Genomic DNA, 24880 nt, shown 5'->3' with positions numbered 1-24880 from the left:
TGCCGGGTCATTTATGGAAGATCCGCATGCCCAGTTCAAGCCCCGTCCGTCTGCGTACCCTGGCGCCCCTGTTGCTGCTGAGCCTGGCCCTGGCCGGCTGCGACAGCAAGCCGCCTGCCGAAGAACAAGCCCCCAAGCCCGCCGTCAGCGTCGAAACCGTGCGCGAGCAACCCCTGGCCATCAGCACCGAGCTGTCGGGGCGCATCCTGGCGCCACGCATCGCCGAGGTGCGCGCGCGGGTGGCCGGGGTGGTGCTCAAGCGGGTGTACCGTGAGGGCAGCGACGTGAAACAGGGCGACGTGCTGTTTCGCATCGACCCGGCACCGTTCAAGGCCGACTACGACAGCGCCCGCGCCAACCTGGCCAAGGCCGAGGCCACGCGCTTTCAGGCGCGCCTGCAGGACCAGCGCTACGCCGAGCTGATTTCGATCGACGCGATCAGCCGCCAGGAGCATGACAACGCCCGCGCCGCCGCCATGCAGGCCGACGCCGAAGTGGCAGCGGCCAAGGCCGCGCTCGAGCGTGCGCGCCTGAACCTGGGCTATGCCACCGTGACCGCGCCGATTTCCGGGCGCGTGGGCCGTGCCCTGGTGACCGAGGGCGCGCTGGTGGGGCAGAACGAATCGACCCCGCTGGCGATCATTCAGCAGCTCGACCCGATCCATGCCGACCTGACCCAGTCGACCCGCGAGATCAACGCCCTGCGCCGTGCCCTGCGTGCCGGCGAGCTCAAGCAGGTGGGCCAGGACCAGGCCCGCGCCACGCTGATCCAGGATGACGGCACCCCTTATCCGCTGGCGGGCAAGCTGCTGTTCTCCGACATCAGCGTGGACCCGAGCACCGGCCAGATCACCCTGCGCAGCGAGTTCCCCAACCCCGACCTGGACCTGCTGCCCGGCAGCTTCATCCGCGTGCGCCTGGAACAGGCAGTGCAGCCCAAGGGCATCAGCGTGCCGCAGCAGGCCATCCTGCGTGACAGCGCGGGCCTGCCGCGGGTGCTGCTGGTGGACGCCGAGCAGCGCGTGAGCGAGCGCGCCGTGGTGCTGGGCAGCGTGCAGCAGGACCGCTGGATCGTCACCGAGGGCCTGGCCCCGGGCGATCGCATCGTCACCGAAGGCCTGCAGCACGTGAAGGTGGGTGACCAGGTGAGCGTGACCCCCGCCACCGACACGGCTGCCCCCATCGCCCAGACCACCGCCCAGTGAGGCCCTGATCCATGCCGCAGTTCTTTATTGACCGCCCGGTGTTCGCCTGGGTGGTCGCGCTGTTCATCCTGCTCGGCGGTGCGCTGGCCATCCCGCAGTTGCCGGTGGCCCAGTACCCCAACGTGGCGCCGCCACAGATCGAGGTGTACGCGGTATACCCCGGTGCCTCGGCGCAGACCATGGACGAGAGCGTGGTCAGCCTGATCGAGCAGGAGCTCAACGGCGCCGATCACCTGCTGTACTTCCAGTCCACCAGCAGCCTGGGCAGCGCTACGGTAACGGCGACCTTCCAGCCGGGCACCAACCCGGAACTGGCCCAGGTCGATGTGCAGAACCGCCTGAAGATCGTCGAGTCGCGCCTGCCGCGGGCGGTGACCCAGCAGGGCCTGCAGGTGGAGAAGATCTCCACCGGGTTCCTGATGCTGGTGACCCTGACCGCCGACGATGACCGCCTCGACGAAACCGCGCTGAGCGACTTTCTGGCGCGCAACGTGATGAACGAGGTGCGCCGCGTACCGGGCGTGGGCAAGGCGCAGCTGTATGGCTCGGAACGCGCCATGCGTATCTGGCTCGACCCGCAGAAGCTGATCGGCTTCAACCTCACCCCCGAGGACGTGAACCTTGCGATTGCCGCGCAGAACGCCCAGGTGGCCCCTGGCAGCATCGGCGACCTGCCCGGCAGCCCGACCCAGGAAATCACTGCCAACGTGCTGATCAAGGGCCAGCTGTCGACGCCCCAGGAGTTCGCCGACATCGTGCTGCGCGCCAACCCGGATGGCTCGCGGGTCACCGTGGGTGATGTGGCGCGGGTCGAGATCGGCGCCCAGGAGTACCAGTACGGCACGCGCCTGAACGGCAAGCCGTCCACCGCCTTCAGCGTGCAGCTGGCGCCCGGTGCCAACGCCATGCAGACCGCAACCCTGGTCAAGGCCAAGATGGACGAGCTGTCGCGCTACTTCCCGCCCGGGGCGGTGTACGACATCCCGTATGACACCTCGCCGTTCGTCAAGGTGTCGATCGAACAGGTGATCAACACCCTGATCGAGGCGATGGTGCTGGTGTTCCTGGTGATGTTCCTGTTCCTGCAGAACATCCGCTACACGCTGATCCCGACCCTGGTGGTGCCGGTGGCGCTGATGGGCACCTTCGCGGTGATGCTGACGCTGGGCTTCTCCATCAACGTGCTGACCCTGTTCGGCATGGTGCTGGCCATCGGCATTCTGGTGGACGACGCCATCGTGGTGGTGGAGAACGTCGAGCGGATCATGGCCGAGGAAGGCCTGCCGCCCAAGCAAGCCACGCGCAAGGCCATGCAGCAGATCAGCGGCGCCATCGTCGGCATCACCGTGGTGCTGGTGGCGGTGTTCGTGCCGATGGCGTTCATGCAGGGCTCGGTGGGGGTGATCTACCAGCAGTTCTCGGCGTCGATGGCGGTATCGATCCTGTTCTCGGCGTTCCTTGCCCTGAGCCTGACCCCGGCGTTGTGCGCCACCCTGCTCAAGCCGATCGCCAAGGGCGAACACCACGTCAAGCGCGGTTTCTTCGGCTGGTTCAACCGCAAGTTCGAAGGCATGAGCAACGGCTACCAGCGCTGGGTGATGCACGCGATCCAGCGCAGCGGCCGCTACCTGGTGGTGTATGGCCTGCTGCTGGTGGCGCTGGGCTGGACCTTCAGCCAGCTGCCCTCCTCGTTCCTGCCCACCGAAGACCAGGGCTACACCATCACCGACGTGCAGCTGCCGCCCGGCGCCAGCCGCAACCGTACCGTGCAGGTGGCCGAGCAGATCGAGGCGCACAGCGCAGGCGAACCTGGCGTGGGCAACACCACGGTGATCCTGGGCTTCAGTTTCTCGGGCAGCGGGCAGAACGCGGCGCTGGTGTTCACCACGCTCAAGGACTGGTCCGAGCGCACCGCCAAGGACAGCGCCGAGGCCATCGCCGAGCGCGCCAACATCGCCTTCAGCCAGTTCAAGAACGCGGTGGCCTATGCGGTGCTGCCGCCCTCGGTGGATGGCCTGGGCACCTCGACCGGTTTCGAGTTCCGCCTGCAGGACCGTGCCGGCGTGGGCCATGCCGGGCTGATGGCGGCGCGTGACCAGTTGCTGGCCGAGGCCGCGAAAAGCCCGGTGCTGGCCAACGTGCGCGAGAGCGCCCTGGCCGAAAGCCCGCAGGTGCAGTTGCTGATCGACCGCAAGCAGGCCAACGCGCTGGGCGTGTCGTTCGACGACATCGGCACGGTGCTCAACACGGCCATCGGCTCGACCTACGTCAACGACTTCCCCAACCAGGGCCGCATGCAGCGGGTGGTTGTGCAGGCCGAGGGCGACCAGCGCAGCCAGGTCGAGGACCTGCTCAAGATCCACGTGCGCAACACCAGCGGCAAGATGGTGCCGTTGTCGGCCTTCGCCCAGGCGCAGTGGGTATCGGGGCCGGTGCAACTGACCCGCTACAACGGCTACCCGGCCATTGCCGTGTCGGGCGAGCCGGCACCGGGCTACAGCTCGGGCGCGGCGATGGCCGAGGTGCAGCGCCTGGTCGATGCCCTGCCGCTGGGCTTTGGCCTGGAATGGACCGGGCTGTCGCTGCAGGAGCAGTTGTCCGGGGCGCAGGCACCGATGCTGATGGCGCTGTCGCTGCTGGTGGTGTTCCTGTGCCTGGCGGCGCTGTACGAAAGCTGGTCGATCCCTACCTCGGTGCTGCTGGTGGTGCCGCTGGGCGTGCTCGGTGCGGTGCTGGCGGTGACCCTGCGCGACATGCCCAACGATGTGTTCTTCAAGGTCGGCCTGATCACCCTGATCGGCCTGTCGGCGAAGAACGCGATCCTGATCATCGAGTTCGCCAAGAGCCTGGTGGACGAAGGGCATGACCTGGTCGAGGCCACCGTGCAGGCCGCGCGCCTGCGCCTGCGGCCCATCGTGATGACCTCGCTGGCGTTCATCCTGGGCGTGGTGCCGCTGGCGATTGCCACCGGCGCCAGCTCGGCGAGTCAGCAGGCCATCGGCACCGGGGTGATCGGCGGCATGCTCAGCGCCACGCTGGCGATCGTGTTCGTGCCGGTGTTCTTCGTGGTGGTGATGCGCGTGACCGGCTGGCGCCGGCGTGACGCCCAGGCCGACACTGCGGTGGTCGAACAAAGCTGATGGACAGCCGCGCGGCGGTCATGGGATGGTGCTAGCCCGCTTCTGGACTGGAACCTTGCAATGACCGCCGCCGTACTTCCCCCCTGCTCCATTCTTTTGCTGGCCGGCGGCCGTGGCCAGCGCATGGGCGGGCAGGACAAGGGCCTGCTGTCCTGGCAGGGCCGCCCGCTGATCGCGCACGTGCACGCCGTGGTACGTGACCTGAGCGATGACCTGATCCTTTCCTGCAATCGCAACCAGCACGCCTATCGGGCGTTTGCCGACCAGTTGGTGGGCGATGCCGAGCCTGGGTTTCCCGGGCCGCTGGCCGGGGTGCTGGCCGGGCTTGCGGTGGCGCGGCATGCCTGGCTGGTGGTGCTGGCGTGTGATGCACCGCTGATCGAGCGCGGGTTGCTCGAGCAGCTGCTGAGCGTGGCGGTGACCGGGGACTGCGCGGCGATGGTGCGCCAGGGCCAGCAGTGGCAGCCGATGTTCTGCGTGATCCCGGTGCGCCAGCAGGCGAGCTTGCAGGCGGCATGGCAGGCCGGTGAGCGCAGCCTGCTGCGGGCGTTGCTGGAGCATCCGTTGCAGGCAGTGGAGTGTGCAGAGGAGGACCGGCGCCTGAGCAACTTCAATACGCCGCAGTGGTTGGGGCAATAAGGCTTTTGTGTCGTCTGTGAGGGCCTCTTCGCGGGCCAAGCCCGCTCCTACAGAGGCTTGCGCTACCCCTGTGGGAGCGGGCTTGACCCGCGATGGGCGGCACCGCCCCCCTCGAACACCACACACCGATTACGCCCCGCCGCCTTGGCCGCATACAGCGCCTGATCGGCCGCCGCCACCAGCGTCAGGGGCGTTTCGCCCTGCCCCGCCATGCCTGCCACACCGATGCTCACCGACACCCGCCCGAACGGGCTGCCAGCATGCACGATGTTCAGCTCGGCCAACCGCGCCAGCACCGTCTCGGCCACCACCACCGCGCCCGCCACCTCGGTATTGGGCAGCACCATCGCCAGCTCTTCCCCGCCATAACGCGCCACCACATCCGTCGGGCGGCGCACGCACTCGCGCAGCAAGGCGCTCACCGCCTTGAGGCATTCGTCACCGCCAATGTGCCCGTAGGCGTCATTGAAGCGTTTGAAATGATCGATATCGATCAGCAGCAGCGCCAGCGGCTGGGCCTCGCGCTGGGCACGCCGCACTTCGCTGGCCAGCACCTCGTCGAAACGCCGGCGGTTGGCCAGCCCGGTGAGCGTGTCGTGGGTGGCCAGCACCGCCAGCTGCCGGTTGGTGGCCAGCAGTTCTTCGCGCGCCACCAGCAATTGCGCATCCATCTCGGCGCGATGGCGCATGTCACGGATCAGCAGCCGGCCAATCACCGCGATCACCCCCTGCAACGCCAGCACCAGCCCCACCGTCAGCCACGCTTCCATGCGCCAGGCGTCCAGGGCCTCGCGCTTGCCGATGGCCACGGTGGTCACCAGTGGCAGGTGCTCGTTCTTGCGAAACGCATACAGGCGCTCCACCCCATCCAGGCTCGAGGCAAACGAAGCCGTGCCCACCGAGTTTTCCACCAGGTAGCGGGTGTAGATCGGCGACCGGGAAAAGTCGCGGCCCATGTCCTGCTCGCGAAACGGGTAGCGCACCAGGATGCGCCCACTGGTGTAGGTGAGCGCAATCGCACCGTCCTTGCCCACGTCGATCTTGCCGAACAGGCGCAGAAAGTTCTCCACCCCCAGGGTCACCGCGATTACCCCGGCGAACTGCCCCCCGGGCTGCTCGAAACGCCGGCTGACGGTGATCACCCAGTCCTGGGTGGAGCGGCTGCGGATCGGCGGGCCGATGAACACCTCGCGGGACGGGTTGTCGCGATGGTGGATGAAGAACTCGCGGTCGGCGCTGTTCGCACCGTCCGGAATCGGGCCGTTGGTCGACATCAGCCATTCGCCCGTCGGGCCATAGATGGTCAGCCCATGCAGTTGCGTCAGCAGTTCGTTCTGCTCCTCCACCAGCCCGGCCAGGCGCGCCAGTTGCTGCGGCCCGCCGCCATCGACTTCGAGCCGCTCGCTCAGGCCCAGCAGCATCATCGAACTCTGGCGGATGATGCCCTCGGCATAGGTGTCCAGTGCCTGAGTCAGGTTGAGGCTGTGTACCTGAACCTCGTTCAGCGCGCGCTGACGTGCAGCCCATATCTTCCAGGCCGTCAGCGATGCCAGAGATACGCAGATCACCAGCAACAGCAGCACGGCCAGGCGCACGTCACGCTTGTGCGGCAGCGGCACCGGCAGTAAGGGGGTCGACATCATGAAACGCTCCTGCGATGCCACAACTGAAGGCATCCTGCCATCAGCTGTACTCCGGAATGCCCTGTACCGCAAGGGGCAGAGCATCAGGCGCGCAATCAAGCGGTGGGGGTCACGACGGGCTGCTGCAGAATCCGGCAGGCAGAAGTTGCAGAGCAGTGAAGCTGAAAGTGGGACGCAAGGCCGCCCGCTCCAGTGAGCAGCCTTGCGCATGCATGCAGGCAGGCCTTGCGGTGCGCCGCTGGCGCGGTTGCCCTTCAGTAGCGGAACTTGCCGCCATGAATGTCCTGCAGCACCTGATCGGTCACCCGCACGTAGGTTTCGGTGCCCGGCAGCCAGGCATACACCGGGTCTTCGCCGGTCTGGCTGGGGTCGAAGGCTTCGCTTCTGAGCTTGGTCTTCTGGTACTTGAAGGTGCCGGTGGTTTCCATGCAGGTCTTGACGCGCAGGAACATCGGCACCGCGTAGTGAGGCATCTGGCTCTTGACGAAGCGCAGCAGGTCGCAGAAATCCAGCTGCTCCAGCGGCGCCGACGGGGTGATGGCGGCCATCCCGGCGCGACCGTTGGTGTTCTTGATTTCCACCCCGTAGGCCACGGCTTCGGCAATGTGGGGGTGCTGCACCATGATGTTCTCGACTTCGGTGGTGGAGACGTTCTCGCCCTTCCAGCGGAAGGTATCCCCCAGGCGGTCGACGAACTGGGCATGGCCAAAGCCGATATCGCGAATCAGGTCGCCGCTGTTGAAGTAGCGGTCGCCCTTTTCGAACACGTCGTAGAGCACCACCTTCTTGCTCTTCTCCGGGTCGGTGTAGCCATCGAACGGGGCGTCGTCGTCGATCTTGGCCAGCAACAGGCCCTGACCGCCCTTGCCGACCTTCTGCATGAATCCGTCGGCGTTGCGCCGTGGTTCGCCGGTGTCGTGTTCGTACTCCACCAGCGACCAGGCGTTGATGGCAAAGCCGATGGTGTTCTCGAAATTGAGGATGTTGGTAAAGCCGATGTTGCCGTCACTGGCGGCGTAGAACTCGCAGACCCGCTCGATGTTGAAGCGTTTCTTGAAGTCGAGCCACACGCCCGGACGCAGGCCGTTGCCGATCATCTTCACCACCGGGTTGTCGCCATCGTTGCCGGCCGCAGGCTGATCGATCAGGTAGCGACACAGTTCACCGACGTAGCAGATGGTGGTGGCCTTGAATTTGCGCGTGTCTTCCCAGAACTGGCTGGCGCTGAACTTGCGGCGGATGGCGAAGCCCGAGGCACCGGCCAATGCCGAACCCCAGCTCACGCACAGGCCGGTGCCGTGATACAGCGGCAAGGTGCAATAGACGATGTCATCGGGGCGCATGTCCAGGGCGATCATGCCGAAGCTGCCGTAGACCTTCATCCAGCGCCCATGCTTGAACACCCCGGCCTTGGGCAGGCCGGTGGTGCCGGAGGTATAGATGTAGAAGCAGGCGTCGTCGAGGTAGACCTGCTGGGTAGTCGCCGGATTGGCCGTAGCGTGCCCCTGACTGGCAAGGGTCAGGTTGACGTAGCCCTCGGGGGCGGTGCCGGCATCGCGCGTGGTGTCGGTGTCGGCCAGGAAAAAGGTGCGCTGCCTGTCGATGGCCACCTCGTCGCGCACCGCCTCGAACGATGGCACCAGCTCCTGGCCGACGATGATCGCCGACGGGTTGACCAGGCCCAGGCTGTGGATCAGCACGTTGTTGGTCTGCGAGGTGTTGAGCATGGCGCAGATGCCGCCGATCTTGCTCACGGCCAGTACGCTGACCAGCAATTCGGGGCGGTTCTCGATGAAGATGCCTACCACATCGCCTTTTTTCAGGCCACGGGCCAGCAGGTAGTGGGCGAAACGGTTGGCCCACTGGTTGACCTGTTCGTAACTGAAGCGCGTGTCCTTGTAGAGCAGCGCCGGCCCTTGAGGGTTGCGCGCAACCGCCTGTTCGAAGGCCCAGCCCAGGCCACAGGGCTGATCGGCCTTGAGTTTGGAAACCTTGAGGCCCCTGACGAGCCGAGGAATGGCCCGAGTGATCGAGGGAATTTTGCGCAGCATCATGCCCCAGGTAATCATGTCGCTATTACTACTCATGGCACCTCCTGGTGGATTGACCGTGGCCGCCAGGCGGTTCGACAAACGCCATGACCAGCCAATCGTTTTTTTTGTTGTGCACGCCATGTGAAAAAGTCCTCGCGCAGCGGGGTGCGCGAGGACGCCTGGTGCCGATCAATCAGAACTCGTCGGCGACCGACTCGAGGATCTTGCCCATCAGGTAGACCGTGGTGCGGGCCACTTGCTTGACCGCCTCTTTTTCTTCGTCGGTCACGACCCAGCGGTCGATGGCGGCGTTGACCTGCTCGGAGTGCTTCTCGTCGATGATCGCGTGGGCGACGAAGAAGGTCAGTTGCTGGTCGGTCAGCTTGAGATGGTTCTTGCACACGTCCATCAGGGGTTCGAGGTGCTCATAGCAGTCCTCGGCCCAGAAGCTGTAGCCCAGGCGCGGAATGATGCCGCGGCATACGGAAACGAAGTCCAGGTAGCCGTAGAACGCCTCGGTGGCCGGCAGCATCGGTTTCTCGAACTCCGACGGGTCCACGCCAATGGCGATCAGGTCGTTGTACGCCATGTTTTCATGGCCCAGTTCTTCCAGCGCATGCTTCATCGCGAAACGCAGCAGGCCGACCTTCTTGTGGTCCTGGTTCCAGCACGCCACCGCCTGGTTGATCGCGTTGTTCTTGGTGTAGTGGTACACCTGGACAATCGACTTGATGTACAGCTCACGCTGCAGTTCGGGACGCTTCATCATCTGGAAGAAACGGCCGGCCTTGATCTTTTCCCATTCGGCGTCACAGATGGCTTTGAGCTCTTTGCGAAACGCGGTCACTTCAGTCATTTCACTCTCTTCCTTGGCGTGTTGATAAATCGTTCATGACACGTGTTATACGGTCAGGCAAATACGGCGTTACAGGCGCAGCACGGACTTGATGATGTAGATGAACTTGGAAAAGAAGCCCAGGCCTTCGATAGTGTCCCAGTGTTCCATCAGCACACCATTTTCAACACGGTAGATATCGATCACCTTGTAGTTCACCGTGAAGAACCTGTGCTTGGCCCAGTGCTTGGCATACAGGAAGACATAATCGCCTTCGGCGCAGACCCGCTCGATACTGGTACCCGACTCGGGGAACGTCTTGAAGAACTGCGTGAAGTAGGTCTTGAAGCCTTCGCGGCGCGGGGGAATGAACACGTTGTTGTGCTGCACGTAGTCCTCGGCAATCAAGGTATCGGCAACCGCCAGTTCACGCTGACCAAACATGCGCTCGTAAAACTCGATGACCACTTCTTTGTTCCTGGCTTCCATCTTGGATCAACCTCAATGTTGTCGTTATTGTGTGATGCTTATCCCGCCAGTGACTGCCTCGCGTGACGGGCGGCCAAGGTATGACGAATCAGGTCATCGACGTCCTTCAGGTCTGCCGGGCAGCTGGGCAGGCCGAAGAAGGGCGTCACCGACGGCATCAGATCGCCTTTGTACAGGGCGTAGTAGTGATCGCCACGGGCCTTGATCTGGAAGAAGATGCCGTCCTGATCGAACACGAAGCTGTCGAACTTCGGCGCCAGCCGTGGCTTCACATAGGTGATGAACGTCTTGTAGCCGCCTTGCAGGGCCACCAGCGAGGCACCGGTCATGGCCAGCCCGTTGACCACGTTCTTGACCGGGGCATGCTTGTCGACAATCAGGCGCGAAAGTTCGACGCACTCGTGCTCGTAGTTGGGCCCGGAGAACTGCACCAGTTGTTCATGGCTGATGAACTCACCCGACTCGTGAGGGAACGGCGTAATACGCTGAGTGCCGATGATTTCACCATCATGATAAAAGGCAAACACATAGGAACGCGGGTCGTATTCATCCAGGCACACGGTGTTGTCGACCGAGTTGCCAAACAGCGTCTTGTAATAGATCTTGCGCTGCCCATACAACCGGCTACGGGCACGAGAAAGTTCGATGAATTGCGCAGGCGTTACCACCTGCCTGACCTTTACCTTGTCAGACTGGCACAACTCCTGGAGGACTGAATCATAGAAACTGTAGATGGCCGAACCGGCGGAATCATCCTTGACCAACTGCATACTTGCCGAAGGCAAGTCAGCCTTGTTACTGGCGAGTGACGGCATGAGAAATCCCTTCTTATTGTGATCTGTAGTATTCAACTCAGCCCAGCGCACGACTTAAGTTTCCACAGGACAATACATAGCTTCGCCTCCTTGCGTAGATAGCCATAGGTTGTTGATTTACGGGCTGCGCACAGCCAGACACTCACCCGCTAGTGGCGGGCGTGCCGTTGAACCAGAGCGAGGTGCTGTCAGTTCGGTGGTAGCGAGGCCAAGGCTCGGCGGATCTGCTCGGCGCGCTCGCCCAGCACCTGTGGCGTGGCGATCGGGAGGTCCGCATGACCCAGGTTGAAACCGTCACCGACAAAGCGGGCCAGCACATGCAGGTGCGCGTGACCTACGGTCTGCCCGGCCACTGCGCCATCGCACAGCAGCAGGTTGATGCCTTCACAGGGCTGTTCTTCGAGGCTCAGGCCGCTTTCACGCAGGGCGGCCGCCATCCGTTGACCCACACGCATCATGTGGCCACAGGTTTGAGGAGGGATATCACCCAGGCCGCTTGCGTGGGCCTTGGGAATGACCAGGACATGGCCAGGAGTGATCGGCTGAATCGAGAGAAAGGCCAGGCACTGCTCGTCTTCGTAGACAACGGCAGCCGGTGCTTCTTTCTTGGCGATTGCACAGAAAATGCAGTTCACGGATAGCTCCCTCTATTGTTGTAGGTGCAACCCCGGTGGAGGCATGAAGATCCGGGATGCTACAGGCTGCATTCCATTGCAGAGTTGACCGCGCAGCTTGTAGGAGAAATTACCCCTGGCCTTCCTCAGCTGTACACGGGAGTTTTGAAATTTTTTGTATCTGAATCCCGTAAATTTCCTAATGGGTTGATTTGAATGGGTTTTCCCAAGGTAACTTTTTGTATCCAGGCTGCATGGGGGCGTCACCGGCCAGGGCCCTGAGGGCCGAGGACGGTGACGCGATCACCCACCCGCTGTGCGTGGGCTCGCCCGGCCTGAGCTACACGAACGCATCGGCATGAAAATGCGCGGGCTCCAGCCCCCGCTGCTCGACGAAATCGCGTCGCGCCGAGTCGACCACGATCGGCGCGCCGCAGGCATAGACCTCGAAGTCCTTGAGGCTATGGAAGTCCTGCAGCACCTGGCGGTGCACGAAGCCGGTGGCACCCTGCCAGTCGCAGGCCGGGCCCGGCTCGGACAGCACCGGGGTGTAGCGCAGCCACGGCAACTGCGCCTCCCAGGCCAGCAGCTGTTCATGCCGGTAGAGGTCCTCACGGCGCCGCCCGCCCCAGTACAGGTACACCGGGCGGCGGTTGTCGCCGCGCTCGCGCAGTTGCTCGAGCAGCGCCTGCACCGGGGCAAAGCCGGTGCCGCTGGCCAGCAATACCATCGGCCGTTCGCTGTCGCGCAGGTAGAACGAACCGAACGGCCCCTCCATGCGCAGAATCGCCCTGGGCTGCAACGCATTGAACACATGCCCGCTGAACACCCCGCCCGGCATGTGCCGGATGTGCAGTTCAAGCTGGTTGTCGCGCGCCGCTGCGGTGGCCATCGAGTAGCTGCGCCGGCTGCCGTCCTTGAGCAGCACCTGCACGTACTGCCCCGGCAGGTAGGCGAATGCGGCGCCCGGCGCGAGCATCAGGCGCAGCACCGCCACGTCGTGGCTGACCTTGTCTAGGCTGGCCACGCGCACGCCCATCTGCTGGATGCCGATGCCGCGCAGCTCGGTGACTTCCGGCGCGTCGATGACCAGGTCGGAACGTGCCCTGGCGCAGCAGAACAGCGCCAGGCCCTGGGCCCGCTCGGCTTCGCTGAGCACTGCCAGCGGGCTGTCGGCGTGGTCCACCTCGCCGCTGAGCACCTGGCCCTTGCAACTGCCACAAGTGCCGGTGCGGCAGCTGTGCTTGAGCATCAGGCCATCGGCCAGGGCAGCGTCGAGCACGCTCTGCCCGGCGTTGACCGGGCAGCTCAGGCCGACCGGCTGGATCTGCAGGGTGAAGCTCATGTGCGTACCCTCCGTCACTGCGCGCGTCCGGCGGCGGCCAGCAGGTCCAGCGCCACGTCGACGATCATGTCCTCCTGGCCGCCGACCATGCGCCGCTTGCCCAGCTCGACCAGGATGTCGACGGTTTTCAGGCCATAGCGCGCCGCGGCGATTTCGGCGTGGCGCAGGAAGCTGGAGTAGACCCCGGCATAGCCCAGCGCCAGCGATTCGCGGTCGACCCGCACAGGGCGGTCCTGCAACGGGCGCACGATGTCGTCGGCTGCATCCATCAGCGTGTAGAGGTCGGTGCCGTGGTTCCAGCCCAGGCGCTCGGCGGCGGCGATGAACACTTCCAGGGGCGCGTTGCCGGCGCCCGCGCCCATGCCGGCCAGGCTCGCATCGATGCGATCGCACCCCTCCTCCACCGCGGTGATCGAGTTGGCGACCCCGAGGCTGAGGTTGTGGTGGGCATGCATGCCGGTTTCGGTCTCGGGCTTGAGCACGGCCTTGAACGCGCGAAAGCGATCACGCACGTCCTGCATGTTCATCGCACCGCCGGAGTCGGCCATGTACACGCAGGTGGCGCCGTAGCTTTCCATCAGCTTGGCCTGGGCGGCCAGCTGCTCGGCCGGGATCATGTGGCTCATCATCAGAAAGCCCACGGTGTCCATGCCCAGCCCGCGCGCATATTCGATGTGCTGGCGGGCCACGTCGGCCTCGGTGCAGTGGGTGGCCACGCGCACCACGCGGGCGCCGGCGTCATATGCGGCCTTGAGGTCGTGCACCGTGCCGATGCCGGGCAGCAGCAGGGTGGTGATCCTGGCGTGGCTGATCACGTCGGCCACGGCCTCGATCCACTCCAGGTCGGTGTGGGCGGCAAATCCGTAGTTGAAGCTGGAGCCCTGCAGGCCATCGCCGTGGGCCACTTCGATGGAATCGACCCTGGCCTTGTCCAGCGCACGGGCGATGTCCTGCACGTTCTGCAGCGAGTACTGGTGGCGCACCGCGTGGCTGCCGTCGCGCAGGGTCACGTCGCTGATGTAGAGCTTCTTGGCGGGATTGAACGTCATGCGGGCATCCTCAGTTGTGCGCCATGGCCTGGGCCATGCGCTCGGCGGTCGCCATCGCGGCGGACGTCATGATGTCGAGATTGCCGGCGTAGGCCGGCAGGTAGTGGGCGGCGCCTTCGACTTCGAGAAACACCGAGGTCTTGAGCCCGCTGAAGCGGCCCAGGCCCGGGATCAACAGCGGCGCCTGGGGCTCGATCACCTCGAACTGCACCTGCTGCTTGAGCCGGTAGCCGGGCACGTAGGCCTGCACCGCCTGGGCCATCTCGTGGATGGAGGCCTGCACGCGGGCCTGCTCGCAGGCTTCGGAGAGCACGAACACGGTGTCGCGCATGATCAGCGGCGGCTCGGCCGGGTTCATCACGATGATCGCCTTGCCCCTGGCTGCACCGCCGATGGCTTCGATGGCCTTGGAGGTGGTTTCGGTGAACTCGTCGATGTTGGCGCGGGTGCCGGGGCCGGCGGACTTGCTGGCAATCGAGGCGACGATTTCGGCGTAGTGCACCTTGGCCACCCGCGACACCGCGGCCACCATCGGGATGGTCGCCTGGCCGCCGCAGGTGACCATGTTGACGTTCAACTGCGCCAGGTTCTGCTCCAGGTTCACCACCGGCACGCAGTACGGGCCGATGGCTGCCGGGGTCAGGTCGATCAGGCGGATGCCGGGCTTGCGTGCGCGCAGGTAGGCGTCGTTGCGTACATGGGCGCCGGCCGAGGTGGCATCGAACACGAAGTCGATATCGGCGAACTCGGGCATGCGCGCCAGGCCCTCGACCCCTTCGTGGGTGGTGGCCACGCCCAGGCGGCGGGCGCGTTCCAGGCCGTCGGAGGCCGGGTCGATGCCGACCATCACGGCCATTTTCAGGTGCTTGCCGTGGCGCAGCAGCTTGATCATCAGGTCGGTGCCGATATTGCCGGAGCCGATGATGGCGACATTGAATTTTGCAGGGTTCATACGGCTTCTCCGTAGACTTCGGCGAGGAGGATGACGCTCGGGTCGAGGCTGTCGGCGTACAGGCGCTGCACGGCCTCGGCGCGCAGGCTCAAGGCGGTGCGCTGGTTGATGTAGCCCTTGTCGGTGATCTCGCCGTCGTTGAGGCTGGGCGGCGAATCGAGGATCACCAGGCGCACGGCATGCTGGGACGAGGCCGGGTATTCCCGGGCCAGTGCCTGCAGGCCCGCGCACAGCGCCAGGCGCACCTCGGGCTGCAGCGCCAGCTGTGCACCGCTCATGTGCTGGCCCTCGGCGCCGAGCAGGTCGCGCAGGGCCTGGGACGGGTAGACCAGCGCGCCGATCATGTCGCGGTCATGCCCGCCGATCACACAGTCGCTGGCATACGGCGCCAGCGCGCTGACCAGGCGTGGGCGCAGCGTGCCCACCGACACCCAGGTGCCGCTGCTGAGCTTGAAGTCCTCGGTCACGCGGCCGTCGAACTGCACGCCCAGCTCGGGGCGCGCCGGGTCGACCAGGCGCCCGGCGTCGCCGATGCGGTAGAAGCCCTCTTCATCGAACGCCGCCAGGGTGCTGGCCGGGTCGCCCAGGTAGCGCGGGAACACCGAGGGGCCGCGCACGCGCATCTCCAGCTTGTCGCCGGCCGGCACGAACTTGAGCTCGGTGCCCGGTACCGGCAGGCCGATGATGCCGGCCTTGTCGGCGGCAAAATGCACGCTGGTGACCACCGGCGAGGTTTCGGTGGAGCCCCATTCGGTGGCGAAGAACAGCGGCGTGTCGCGCACCTTCCCGGCACACGCCACCAGCCGGCTCCAGCTGCTTTGCGGCAGGGCGGCAGCGGCATAGAACAGCATGCGCAGGCGCCCGAACAGGGCCTGGGCCAGCGCCGGGTCGCGCTCCAGGTGCGGCAGCAGCATCTCGTAGCCGCGCGGCACGTTGAAGAACAGCGTGGGCCTGACCGAGCGGATGTTCTCCAGCGTGCGGTCGATCTGCCCCGGCACCGGCAGGCCGTCGTCGATGTACAGGGTGCCGCCGTTGCGCAGTACCAGGTTGAAGTTGTGGTTGGCGCCGAACACGTGGCTCCAGGGCAGCCAGTCGAGCACGATCAGTTCGCCCTGCTCCAGAAAGCGCCAGCACTGGGCAATCGCCTGCTGGTTGGCGCAGAGCATGCCGTGGGTGTTGACCACGGCCTTGGGCGCACCGGTGGAGCCGGAGGTCATCAGGTAGCGCGCCGGGGTGTCGCCATCCAGGCGCGCGAAGGCGGCCATCACCGCCGCGGTCTCGGCCTTGTACAGGTGCGGCAGGGCCAGCGCACCGGGGATTTCCTGGGCGTTGCGCGCCGCCACCACCGGGCAGTCCGGGTCGACCAGGGCGATGGCGCGGCCATAGGCATCGCCGTCGTTGACGAAGATCAGCCCCGGCTTGAGCACCTCGACAATCGCCTTGAGCTTGGCGCAGCCGCTGCCGGTATTGCGCGAGTAGGCCACCGAGATGGTCGACACCGGGATGCCCACGTGCATCGCCGCCAGGGTCAGCAGCGCCTGGTCCAGGTCGTTTTCCGAGAGCATCAGCAGCGGCCGGCCGGCTGCGATGTCCAGTTCCAGCAGGCCCTGGGCCAGGGCGCCGACGCGCTGGCGCACCTGCTCGTAGGTCAGGCTGAACCAGCCCGCGCCGCGCCGTTCGGCCAGGTAGGCACGCTGCGGCGCCTGCACGGCCCAGTGTTCCAGCCACTGGCCGATGCAGCGCGCATAGGGTTGCAGCGGCTCGGGCGAGCTGAGCACGAAGCTGCCGTCGGCACGCGGTTCGTACAGCACCTGGGCGGGGGCCAGCTGGGTGGGGTCGTTGAAGAAGTCGTACATTGCACGCCCTCGTGAGCGCGGCAGGCCGTCGGCCCGCTGCTCACTGGTTTTATTGTTGTAGGTACCGGCGGTCGGTCAGGCCGCCGGGTTCAAGCCGGCACGGCTCAGGTGAAGCGACAGCTCACTTCGCCCAGGCGGGTCAGGCGCAGGCGCAGGCTGTCGCCCGCCACCACCGGCACCATCGGCCCCAGCGCGCCGGACAGCAGCACGTCACCGGCCTGCAGCGGGCGCCCGGCCAGGGCCATGGTGCGCGCCAGCCACAGGCAGGCATCCAGCGGGTTGCCCATGCACGCGGCACCCACGCCGATGGCGGCCTGGGCACCGTTCTTCTCCAGCAGCATGCCTTCCAGAGCCAGGTCCAGGCCGTGCAGGCTGACCGGGGTCTTGCCCAGCACGTAGAGGCCCGAGGAGGCGTTGTCGGCCACGGTGTCGACCAGGGTGATCTTCCAGTCCTCGATGGCCGAGTCGACGATTTCCAGCGCCGGCAGCACATGGTCGACCGCGCGCAGCAGCTCGCCCAGGGTTGTGTCGGGGTCGGGCAGGTCGCGCCCCAGCACGAAGGCGATCTCGCCCTCGGCCTTGGGCTGGATCAGCCGCGTGCTGTCGATGGCCTGGCCATCGTGGCATTCCATGTCGGCGAACAGCATGCCGAAGTCGGGCTGGTCGACGCCCAGTTGCTGCTGCACCGCCAGCGAGGTGAGGCCGACCTTGCGCCCGCTCAGGCGCCGGCCGGCGGCCAGCGCGGCCTGGGTGGCGAGTTCCTGCACGGCGTAGGCGTCGTGCAGCGACTGGATGTCGAAACGCTCGGAAATGCGCCCGCACGGGGTGCGGGTCGAGCGGGCCTGGGCCAGCGCTGCGGCGGCGGCCTGAAGGTTGGGGTGGGTCATGGGGTTGCTCCTGAACGGGTCCGGTTGGCTTACAACGCGCGCGCGCGACTCTGGCGATAGCCCTGGTGCAGTTCGTCGACCAGCTCGGCCACGCTGCAGGTGCGGGTGATCTGGCCCACGCCCTGCCCCGCCGACCACACGTGCTTCCACGCCTTGTTGGCGGTGGCGATGTCGCCGGAGAAGTCGATGCTGGGGCGGGTTTCGCTGCGCGGGTCGATGCCGGCCTTGTCCAGCGACGGCTGCATCCAGTTGGCCAGCACACCGCTGACCGCCTTGGTGGTGGTCACCTGGTCCAGCGAGCACTCCACCAGCATGTCGCGGTAGGCGTCCTCGACCAGGCTTTCGTGGGTGGCGATCAGGCGCGTGCCCACCAGCGAGAAGTCGCAGCCCAGCACCTGCGCGGCATGGATGTCGCGCCCGTTGGAGATCGCCCCGGCCAGGCCCAGCGGGCCGTCCCAGAACTCGCGCACTTCGGCGACGAAGGCGAACGGGTTGTAGTTGCCTGTATGCCCGCCGGCGCCGTTGCACACCAGCACCAGGCCATCGACGCCGGCGGCCACGGCCTTGCGTGCCAGGGCCGGGCTGATCACGTCGGCGATCACCACCCCGCCATAGGCGTGCACGGTGTCGAGCACGCGCTTGGGGCTGCCCAGGGCGGTGGAAACGATCGGCGGCTGGTAACGGCGCACCAGTTCAAGCTCGGCCTCGAAGCGGTCGTAGGTGCTGTGCACGATCATGTTGAGCATCCACGGCGCCCACTGTTCGCCACGCTGCTGCGCGGCGTCACGCTCGCCGACGATCTGTTCCAGCCATTGCTGCAGTTGCTCGACGGTGCGCGCATTGGGTGCCGGCAGGCTGCCGACGATGCCGGCCTGGCAGCTGGCGGCGAGCAGGCGCGGGCCCGACACCAGGAACATCGGCGCGGCCAGCACCGGCAGGTCGAGCCCGGCGAACAGGTTCAGGAGTTGCTGTTGCGGTGCACTCAGGCTTGTTGTTGTCATCACGCATCTCTCTTGTTCTGGTTATCAAGGCTCAGGCCTTGCGCGACCGCGTGGGGCCGGCGCTGCGAATCTCCCAGCCGCCATCGCTGTGGATGATGTTGGCGGTGGTCAACCCGGCATTCTCGCGCGAGGCCAGCAGCACGTAGTGCCCGGTGTGGTCCTCGGGCTCGGCAATCCGTTGCAGGGGCACAGCCTGCGCGGCACCGGCCTCGAACCCGGGGATCTGGTTGAGCGGTACGCTGCGGCTGTTCAGGCCATCCAGGCTTTTCATCGGCGTGTTGGTCGCCCCCGGCGCCACGCCGTTGACCCGGATGTCCGGCGCCAGCTCGTAGGCCAGCTGGCGGATCATGCCCACCAGCGCATGCTTGGCGGTGACGTACAGAATGCCACCACCGCCGGCATAAAAGGCACTGTTGGACAAGGTAAAGATCATGCTGCCACGGGTTTGGCGCAGCGCCTCGATCGACGCCTGCGCGCCGAGCAGGTAGCCCTGCACGTTGGTGGCGAAGAGTTTCTGGAACGCACCCTCGAAATCCTGCGGGGCGATGCGGTCCAGGCGGGTGAAATAGTCGAACACCGCGGCGTTGCCGACGAAGGTGTCGAGCCTGCCGAACGCCTCCAGGGTGGCGGCCACGGCGCGCTGGTTATCCTGATAGCGCGCCACGTCGCCCTGCACGGTGATCACCGCATCGCCCAGCTCGGCAGCCAGCGCCGCCAGTTGCGCCGCGTCGCGGCCCATTACCGCGACCCTGGCGCCTTCGGCCACGTAGCGGCGCACGATGGCGCTGCCGATGCCGCCGGTACCGCCGGTGACCAGTGCCACCTGCCCTTTCAACCAAGCCATGTGCAGGCCCTCATAGGAACGTGTTGATGTTCTTGCACAGCAACATCGCGTTGGGGATCAGAATCTTGCGCTTGAGCAGCTTGAGGCCCTCGGCCTCCAGGCGCAGCACGTCCTCGCGCCGCCCGGCCAGCTGGGCGTGTTCGTCCAGGCCGCGGCTGCGCACGTTGACGAAGCACGAATACGCCAGGTACTCGCCCGGCTCGGCGCCGGCGTACACCTCGATGTTGCTGACCAGGTGCACGTTGCGCGTGGGCGGGTTCTCGGCCCAGGCCGAGGGCTGCTTGAAGCGCGCCACGCGGCGCTTGAGCTCGCGCATGCCGTCATCGAAGAAGGCCATGTGCTCCAGGCGGTAGGGCCCGGACTTGTCTTCGCGGCGACGGTTCTCGATGCCGGGCATCCAGTAGTGGATGGCTTCGCTCAGGCTCAGCAGCCATTGGTCCCAGCACTCGTTGTCGAGCAGGCGCGCCTCGCGCAGCAGAAACTGTTCGACCCGGCGGGCCTCGTCGATGGACACCGGGGTGTCCTGCAGTTGGTGTGTCATCTCGCCCCCTCAGCGCAGCGTGCCGTTGCGGTCTGGTACGTCGGCCCAGGTCGGTGCCTGCAGCAGGTCTTTCCAGCGCTGGTAGAACGCCCGCGCGTTGCATTCGTTGAGCTGGCCCTTGAACACGTTGCCCGGCAGTTCGCTGTCGTCCAGGCGGGTGTGCATGCCCAGGCCCACGTACAAGTCCTGGTAGCGCGTGACCACGCCCCGGCTGGTCTTGGTGCAGTACTCCCAGTTCTCGCCGTCGTCCATCTCGAACACGCCGGTGGGCGAGAAGGTCATCATCGCGCCACGGCGCCATTTGTCCTTGATGTCCTGCGGGGCGTTCTTGTTGACGATGACCCAGGTGAACAGCTCGATCTTGTGCGGGCCACGCGGCTGCCAGATGCGCACGGTGTTCTGCCCCGGCAGGAACGAGAAGTTGGGGAACACGGTGAACGAGGAGATCGCGCCGATCAGCTTTGAGCGGAACTCGCCCAGGCGCTCGGCGACCTTGGGGCGCAGCACATGCAGGTACTTGTTGATGTCCTTTTCGCCCAGGGTGGCGGCGTTGCCGACCACGTCGGTGGCGAACTCGTAGCCGTGGCCGTTCCAGTTCACCGAGTAGGATTCGGGCAGTTCGCCGACATTGGCCACCGGGCCGCCGAGCATGGCCTTGGCCGCCGAGTCGTGGGTCCAGCCGCCGTGCAGGATGTCGCCGACGAAGTTTTCGGCGGCGATCTTCCAGTTGCACTCGATGGTGGAGCGGATGCAGCCGCCCAGGAACTCGCTGCCGCCCTCGTCCATGTCGAGCATCACGTCCATGTACCAGGTCATCGGCCCGAGGTACTCCTCCAGGGTCGGCGCATCGCTGGCAAAGGTGGCGAACACCAGGCCCTTGTAGCTGGCCACGCGGGCTTCGCGCAGGCCATGCCTGGACTTGTCGAACTGGCTTTCTTCGTAGCACTTGGATTCGTGCATGCCCATCAGGCGCCCGCCATCGGCGCCGAACGACCAGCCGTGGTAGTTGCAGATGAAGCCGCGGGCGTTGCCGGCCTCGGCAAAGCACACCTTGTTGCCGCGGTGCGGGCAGGCATTTAGGAACACCTTGATCGAGGCGTCCTTCTGGCGTACCACCAGCACTTCATCTTCACCCATCGAGGTGGTCAGGTAGTCGCCGGACCTGGGCAACTGGGATTCGTGGGCGACGAACAGCCAGCAGCGCGCGAAGATCTTCTCCAGCTCCTGCTCGTAGATCGCCTCGTCCCAGAACACCTTGCCCGACAGGCGCCCCTCCTGCATGTCGCAGAGGCGGTCGAGGTTGCCCAGGGCGGGCGTGCTTTCGAGGGTTCTGAGCGGTATGTGCTTGTTGTTATCCATGGTTCAGACTCACAGGTATGCGGTTGGACGGCGCCCGGTCAGACCGGGCTGTCGGCGTCGGCCAGCGCCTCGTCGGCTTCCAGGGCCGTGTCGGCATACACCTCGCGGTCGGTGACGATGACCTTGTAGGTGCGCAGGTGCCGTTCGCAGGGGAAGGTCACAGCCTTGCCGCTAGGGATATGGAACTGGCCCCAGTGCACCGGGCAGGTGATCAGGTCGTCTTCCATGTCGCCTTCGGCCAGCGAGGCGGTGGCGTGGGTGCACATGTCGGTGGTGGCGTAGAAGGTGCCGCCCAGGTTGTAGACGCACAGGGCATCGCCATCGCCGTTGGCGACCTTCTTCAGTTCGCCCGGCGCCAGCTCGTCACGCTGGCAAAGCAGTATGCGGCTCATGCCGGCTCCTCGTTGTTGAGTTGCACAAAGCCCAGGCCGGTGACCCAGGCGGGCACGGCTTCATAGGCGATCACTTCACCGCGCGGACGCTCCAGGGCGGCCATGGCGCAGGCGAAGTTGCGGATTTCCATCGCGCCGTTGCCGGCCCGACGCAGGATGTCTTCGTCGCGGTAGGCGCACAGTGCCTGCAGGTCGCCGTTGACCCCGTGGGCAAGGATTTCGCGGTCGAAGTCCTCGGCCACCTGGCCCATCTCGACGGTGCCTACCCAGTGGCTGATGCCGCCGCTGCCGATGATCACCACGCGCTCGTCGGCGTCGAACGCCTCGACTGCCGCGCGCAGTTGCCGGCCCAGGTCGGCCGAGCGCTCCAGCGAGATGTACGGGTCGACGCCGCACGCCAGGTACACCGGGATGCTCGGCAGCTCACGGCCCAGCAGGGCCTCGGCCGGCTTGACCACCAGCTGGTGCGGGATCGAGAACGAATGGTCGACGGTGAAGCTGCGCGCCACGGTCCAGTCCACGCCCTGCCCTTCACCGTGATGGACGATGTGCTCGGCCAGCGCCTGGTGGTTGCGCACCACCCCCCGGTCCAGGCCCGGCAGGCGGTCGATGGGGCCGTCCACGTCGCCGGTGCCGATCACGTAGCGCGGCAGGCAATGGGGGCCGAACAGGATGTAGTGATCGCAGCCGACGATGATCACCGCCGTGGGCTGCAAGGCGGCCAGGCGCTCGGCGCATTGGGCATAGGCGCCCCATACGGCATCGCGTTGTGCAGCCGGTGGCGCTTCGGGCGCCACGAACATCACCGGGTCATGCGGCATCCAGAAGCCGCCCACTATCTTGCCCATCGGTTCACCCCTTGAGCGCGGCGGAAAACCCCGCGCCTTGTTCATCGGTACAGCCCAGGCGCTGCTTGTAGACGCGCATGCTGCGTTGCGGCGAAAGCTCCTGCCAGAAGCCCATGGTCAGCATCGGGTTGACCCCGGCCGCCTGCAGGCCGGCCACGTCGAAGTCGAGGATCATCTGCGCCTCGTCGGGGGCCAGGGCAAAGCGCTGCACGAAGCCTGCGGCGTCTTCACGAAAGCGCTGCTTGGCCGCGCGCTCCACGCACAGCTGCCACAGCACCCGCTCCATCACGTTTCTGCTCATGCCGGATTACTCGCCGAGAAAGTCGCGAACCAGCGCGGCAAAGCGCCGTGGCTGCTCGCTCTGGACCCAGTGACCGCAGCGCCCGAACAGGTGCAGGTCGGCGTCGGCAATGCTGTTGGCGATCAGCAGCCCGCACTCCGGCGGCACCACACAGTCTTCGCGACCGTGTACCACCAGCGTCGGCGCCACGATCTTGGCCAGCGCGGCGGCGGGGAAGCCCTTGACCATCGTCTGGCCTTCGGCGGCGGGCTGCGGGATCAGCTTGCGCAAGGCGGCCTGGGCACCGGGCCGGGCACTGGCCTCGTAGCGGGCCTGCACCATGGCGTCGGTGATCAGCGCCTTGTCGTAGGGGAACAGCTCCATCAGCTGGCGCATGTTGGCCAGCGACGGCTCGTATTCCCAGGCGCCGCGCAGGCCGGGGGTCTGCACGAACTCGCCGGCCGGGGTGCCGAGCAGCACCAGCTTGTTGACGCGCTCGGGGGCGAACACCGCCAGGCCGATGGCCAGGGCGCCGCCGAACGAGTTGCCGATGAAGGAGGCCTTCTGGATATCCAGGGCATCCATGATGCCGATCAGGTGGCTGACCCACAGCTTGATGTCGTACCGGGCGTCATCCTTGAACTCGGTGAAACCGAAGCCGGCGATGTCCGGCACGATCACCCGCCAGCGGTCGGCGAACACCGGCACGCTGGCGGCCCAGTTGGCCCAACCCGAAACACCCGGGCCCGAGCCGTGCAGCAGGAACAGCGGCTCGCCCTGGCCGGCCTCGTGGTAGTGGGTGTGGTGCCCTGCTGCGAGCAGAGTCTTTGCAGTTGCGCTCATGTCGGCCTCCGGTTTTTATTCTTAACATACAGTTGTGTATCTGCATGCTATTTACCGTTTTGACCTGAGTCAATGAAAAAACATGACTATTTTCAAATAATGAGCAGCCGCACCTACACCTATGTACTGTCATGTATGGCAGGATGCGGACACCCGGCACTGGCCTTGTGGCCAATGCCGGCAATAGCTTCGCCGTTGCGGCGGGCGTTAGAATGACGGTTTGCTGCCAAGGCCAAGCGTCGAACCCTGCGCTGCCCTGGCGCTTATCCAGCTTGTTGGACAAGGCCCTACACAATGTCATCACGCACCAACCTCACGCGGGAAGATTGGATTCATGCGGCACAGGAAGTGCTTGTCACCAGCGGCGTCGACGCCGTGCGCGTCGACACCCTGGCCAAGGAACTGAAGATCACCCGTGGCAGTTTCTACTACCACTTCAAAAGCCGCGGCGAACTGCTCGAAGGCATCCTGGGCAACTGGCGCGCACGCGCCACCGAGGATGTGATCCTCAACCTGCGCACGGCCCACAGCTCGCCGCTGCAGCAGTTGCAGCGCCTGCTGGAGCTGCCTTCCCACGGCCAGACCGCCAAGGACGCCGCCTCGATCGAACTGGGCATCCGCGGCTGGGCGCGGCGCGACAAGCAGGCGCGCCAGGCCATCGACGAGGTGGACAGCCATCGCCTGAACTACATCGAGGGGCTGCTGATTCAGGCCGGCGTGCCCAGCGACGAAGCCCAGGACCGCGCCTACCTGATCTACGCCTACCAGATCAGCCTGTCGCTGCTGCACAGCGAAGACACCCCGCAACAACGCCTGGCGCGCAGCCAGCGCATGGCCGGCATCCTCCTCCCCGCGTGCAGCCACGCCCCGGCCTGAGCGCCTGTGCCGACCCGCTCGGCACATTGCAAATACACAAATGTATCTCTGTATATCCAATACCCGCCATCCAGCGGGTATTGGCACGCTCGTCTTGAAAAATATTTATTCAATAAATTCAAATAGATAATCGAATAAATCGGCGAATGCAGGCGCGCCGCTGCGGCGCCTGTTGACAAGCCGCCCACCTTCCCGCGTAGTCTATACATACACATGCACATGTGTATTTAAACGCCTTGCATGTTGCCCTGCCCCGGGCAGGGGCGCACCACAATAAGAATAGAAAACGAGTACTTCACTATGCACGCGCCTGCACGCTCTCGCCGGGTCCCGCCCTGCGCGCCCGACCCGTCACGCCCCCGGTACGGCACCGCCGCACCGACGCCGACCGCCC

General features: G+C 65.7%; 23 protein-coding genes. 4 read left to right on the top strand and 19 right to left on the bottom strand.

Going from position 1 to position 24880, the window contains the following annotated elements; genetic code table 11:
• Nucleotides 1-26: 26 nt before the first annotated feature.
• The 3 genes from NJH59_RS17640 to mobA are packed head-to-tail and all read left to right on the top strand — an operon-like array spanning nucleotide 27 to nucleotide 4984.
• Complete coding sequence (locus NJH59_RS17640) at nucleotides 27-1205, top strand: efflux RND transporter periplasmic adaptor subunit (protein WP_043859688.1); 1179 nt, start codon at nucleotides 27-29, stop codon at nucleotides 1203-1205.
• A gap of 11 nt (nucleotides 1206-1216) precedes the next feature.
• Nucleotides 1217-4345, top strand: coding sequence for an efflux RND transporter permease subunit (locus NJH59_RS17635; RefSeq protein ID WP_043859687.1), 3129 nt, complete (start codon nucleotides 1217-1219; stop codon nucleotides 4343-4345).
• 60 nt (nucleotides 4346-4405) lie between these two features.
• The gene (gene mobA, locus NJH59_RS17630; RefSeq protein ID WP_043859686.1) at nucleotides 4406-4984 is read left to right on the top strand and encodes a molybdenum cofactor guanylyltransferase MobA; all 579 of its coding nucleotides are present in this window, start codon (nucleotides 4406-4408) and stop codon (nucleotides 4982-4984) included.
• Nucleotides 4985-5046: 62 nt separating this feature from the next.
• Here the strand turns inward: mobA and NJH59_RS17625 are convergent, their stop codons facing one another.
• From NJH59_RS17625 to NJH59_RS17535, 19 genes are all read right to left on the bottom strand, one after another.
• Nucleotides 5047-6624 (bottom strand): diguanylate cyclase, encoded by a 1578-nt coding sequence (locus NJH59_RS17625; protein ID WP_104573213.1) that lies wholly within the window; start codon nucleotides 6622-6624, stop codon nucleotides 5047-5049.
• A 257-nt stretch (nucleotides 6625-6881) separates the two neighbouring features.
• Nucleotides 6882-8714 (bottom strand): long-chain-acyl-CoA synthetase, encoded by a 1833-nt coding sequence (locus tag NJH59_RS17620; RefSeq protein ID WP_043859799.1) that lies wholly within the window; start codon nucleotides 8712-8714, stop codon nucleotides 6882-6884.
• Between the two features lie 139 nt (nucleotides 8715-8853).
• Nucleotides 8854-9516: an iron-containing redox enzyme family protein gene (locus NJH59_RS17615; RefSeq protein ID WP_043859798.1), complete on the bottom strand. Its 663-nt coding sequence runs from the start codon at nucleotides 9514-9516 to the stop codon at nucleotides 8854-8856.
• A gap of 69 nt (nucleotides 9517-9585) precedes the next feature.
• Nucleotides 9586-9984 (bottom strand): ester cyclase, encoded by a 399-nt coding sequence (locus tag NJH59_RS17610; protein ID WP_043859797.1) that lies wholly within the window; start codon nucleotides 9982-9984, stop codon nucleotides 9586-9588.
• A gap of 38 nt (nucleotides 9985-10022) precedes the next feature.
• A complete protein-coding gene (locus NJH59_RS17605) occupies nucleotides 10023-10799 on the bottom strand; it encodes a hypothetical protein (RefSeq protein ID WP_231390606.1) in 777 nt (258 codons plus the stop codon).
• 188 nt (nucleotides 10800-10987) lie between these two features.
• Nucleotides 10988-11434 carry an HIT family protein gene (locus tag NJH59_RS17600; protein ID WP_043859795.1) on the bottom strand — a complete coding sequence of 149 codons (447 nt, stop codon included), beginning with the start codon at nucleotides 11432-11434 and terminating at the stop codon, nucleotides 10988-10990.
• Between the two features lie 319 nt (nucleotides 11435-11753).
• Nucleotides 11754-12758, bottom strand: coding sequence for a CDP-6-deoxy-delta-3,4-glucoseen reductase (locus tag NJH59_RS17595; protein WP_123752451.1), 1005 nt, complete (start codon nucleotides 12756-12758; stop codon nucleotides 11754-11756).
• Between the two features lie 14 nt (nucleotides 12759-12772).
• Entirely contained in the window at nucleotides 12773-13807 is a 1035-nt protein-coding gene (gene dmpG / locus NJH59_RS17590; protein ID WP_054916102.1) for a 4-hydroxy-2-oxovalerate aldolase, read from the bottom strand.
• Between the two features lie 10 nt (nucleotides 13808-13817).
• Complete coding sequence (locus NJH59_RS17585) at nucleotides 13818-14759, bottom strand: acetaldehyde dehydrogenase (acetylating) (RefSeq protein WP_043859792.1); 942 nt, start codon at nucleotides 14757-14759, stop codon at nucleotides 13818-13820.
• Nucleotides 14756-16615, bottom strand: coding sequence for a feruloyl-CoA synthase (locus tag NJH59_RS17580; RefSeq protein ID WP_253087091.1), 1860 nt, complete (start codon nucleotides 16613-16615; stop codon nucleotides 14756-14758). Before NJH59_RS17580 ends, NJH59_RS17585 begins: the two co-directional genes overlap by 4 nt.
• A gap of 104 nt (nucleotides 16616-16719) precedes the next feature.
• Nucleotides 16720-17502, bottom strand: coding sequence for a fumarylacetoacetate hydrolase family protein (locus NJH59_RS17575; protein WP_058541174.1), 783 nt, complete (start codon nucleotides 17500-17502; stop codon nucleotides 16720-16722).
• A gap of 29 nt (nucleotides 17503-17531) precedes the next feature.
• Nucleotides 17532-18503, bottom strand: a complete 972-nt coding sequence (locus NJH59_RS17570; protein WP_043861080.1) for a nitronate monooxygenase family protein — start codon at nucleotides 18501-18503, stop codon at nucleotides 17532-17534.
• Between the two features lie 31 nt (nucleotides 18504-18534).
• Nucleotides 18535-19347, bottom strand: a complete 813-nt coding sequence (hcaB, locus tag NJH59_RS17565; RefSeq protein WP_054916105.1) for a 3-(cis-5,6-dihydroxycyclohexa-1,3-dien-1-yl)propanoate dehydrogenase — start codon at nucleotides 19345-19347, stop codon at nucleotides 18535-18537.
• Nucleotides 19348-19357: 10 nt separating this feature from the next.
• Nucleotides 19358-19888 (bottom strand): 3-phenylpropionate/cinnamic acid dioxygenase subunit beta, encoded by a 531-nt coding sequence (locus NJH59_RS17560; RefSeq protein ID WP_043861078.1) that lies wholly within the window; start codon nucleotides 19886-19888, stop codon nucleotides 19358-19360.
• 9 nt (nucleotides 19889-19897) lie between these two features.
• Nucleotides 19898-21247, bottom strand: a complete 1350-nt coding sequence (locus NJH59_RS17555; RefSeq protein WP_043861077.1) for an SRPBCC family protein — start codon at nucleotides 21245-21247, stop codon at nucleotides 19898-19900.
• Between the two features lie 38 nt (nucleotides 21248-21285).
• On the bottom strand, nucleotides 21286-21639 hold the full coding sequence (locus tag NJH59_RS17550) for a non-heme iron oxygenase ferredoxin subunit (protein ID WP_058541175.1): 354 nt from the start codon (nucleotides 21637-21639) through the stop codon (nucleotides 21286-21288).
• The gene (locus tag NJH59_RS17545) at nucleotides 21636-22487 is read right to left on the bottom strand and encodes a protocatechuate 3,4-dioxygenase (RefSeq protein ID WP_054916106.1); all 852 of its coding nucleotides are present in this window, start codon (nucleotides 22485-22487) and stop codon (nucleotides 21636-21638) included. Before NJH59_RS17545 ends, NJH59_RS17550 begins: the two co-directional genes overlap by 4 nt.
• A gap of 4 nt (nucleotides 22488-22491) precedes the next feature.
• A complete protein-coding gene (locus NJH59_RS17540; RefSeq protein WP_043861074.1) occupies nucleotides 22492-22788 on the bottom strand; it encodes an extradiol ring-cleavage dioxygenase in 297 nt (98 codons plus the stop codon).
• A gap of 6 nt (nucleotides 22789-22794) precedes the next feature.
• Nucleotides 22795-23610 carry an alpha/beta hydrolase gene (locus NJH59_RS17535; protein WP_088515455.1) on the bottom strand — a complete coding sequence of 272 codons (816 nt, stop codon included), beginning with the start codon at nucleotides 23608-23610 and terminating at the stop codon, nucleotides 22795-22797.
• A gap of 294 nt (nucleotides 23611-23904) precedes the next feature.
• Between NJH59_RS17535 and NJH59_RS17530 the strand changes: the two genes are divergently transcribed.
• On the top strand, nucleotides 23905-24486 hold the full coding sequence (locus tag NJH59_RS17530; protein WP_043861072.1) for a TetR/AcrR family transcriptional regulator: 582 nt from the start codon (nucleotides 23905-23907) through the stop codon (nucleotides 24484-24486).
• The last annotated feature ends 394 nt before the right edge of the window (nucleotides 24487-24880 follow it).

Origin of the sequence: Pseudomonas sp. VE 267-6A, assembly GCF_024126555.1 — a bacterium.
Classification (GTDB): Bacteria; Pseudomonadota; Gammaproteobacteria; order Pseudomonadales; family Pseudomonadaceae; genus Aquipseudomonas; species Aquipseudomonas palmensis.
This window is presented reverse-complemented; position numbering and strand designations above follow the sequence as displayed.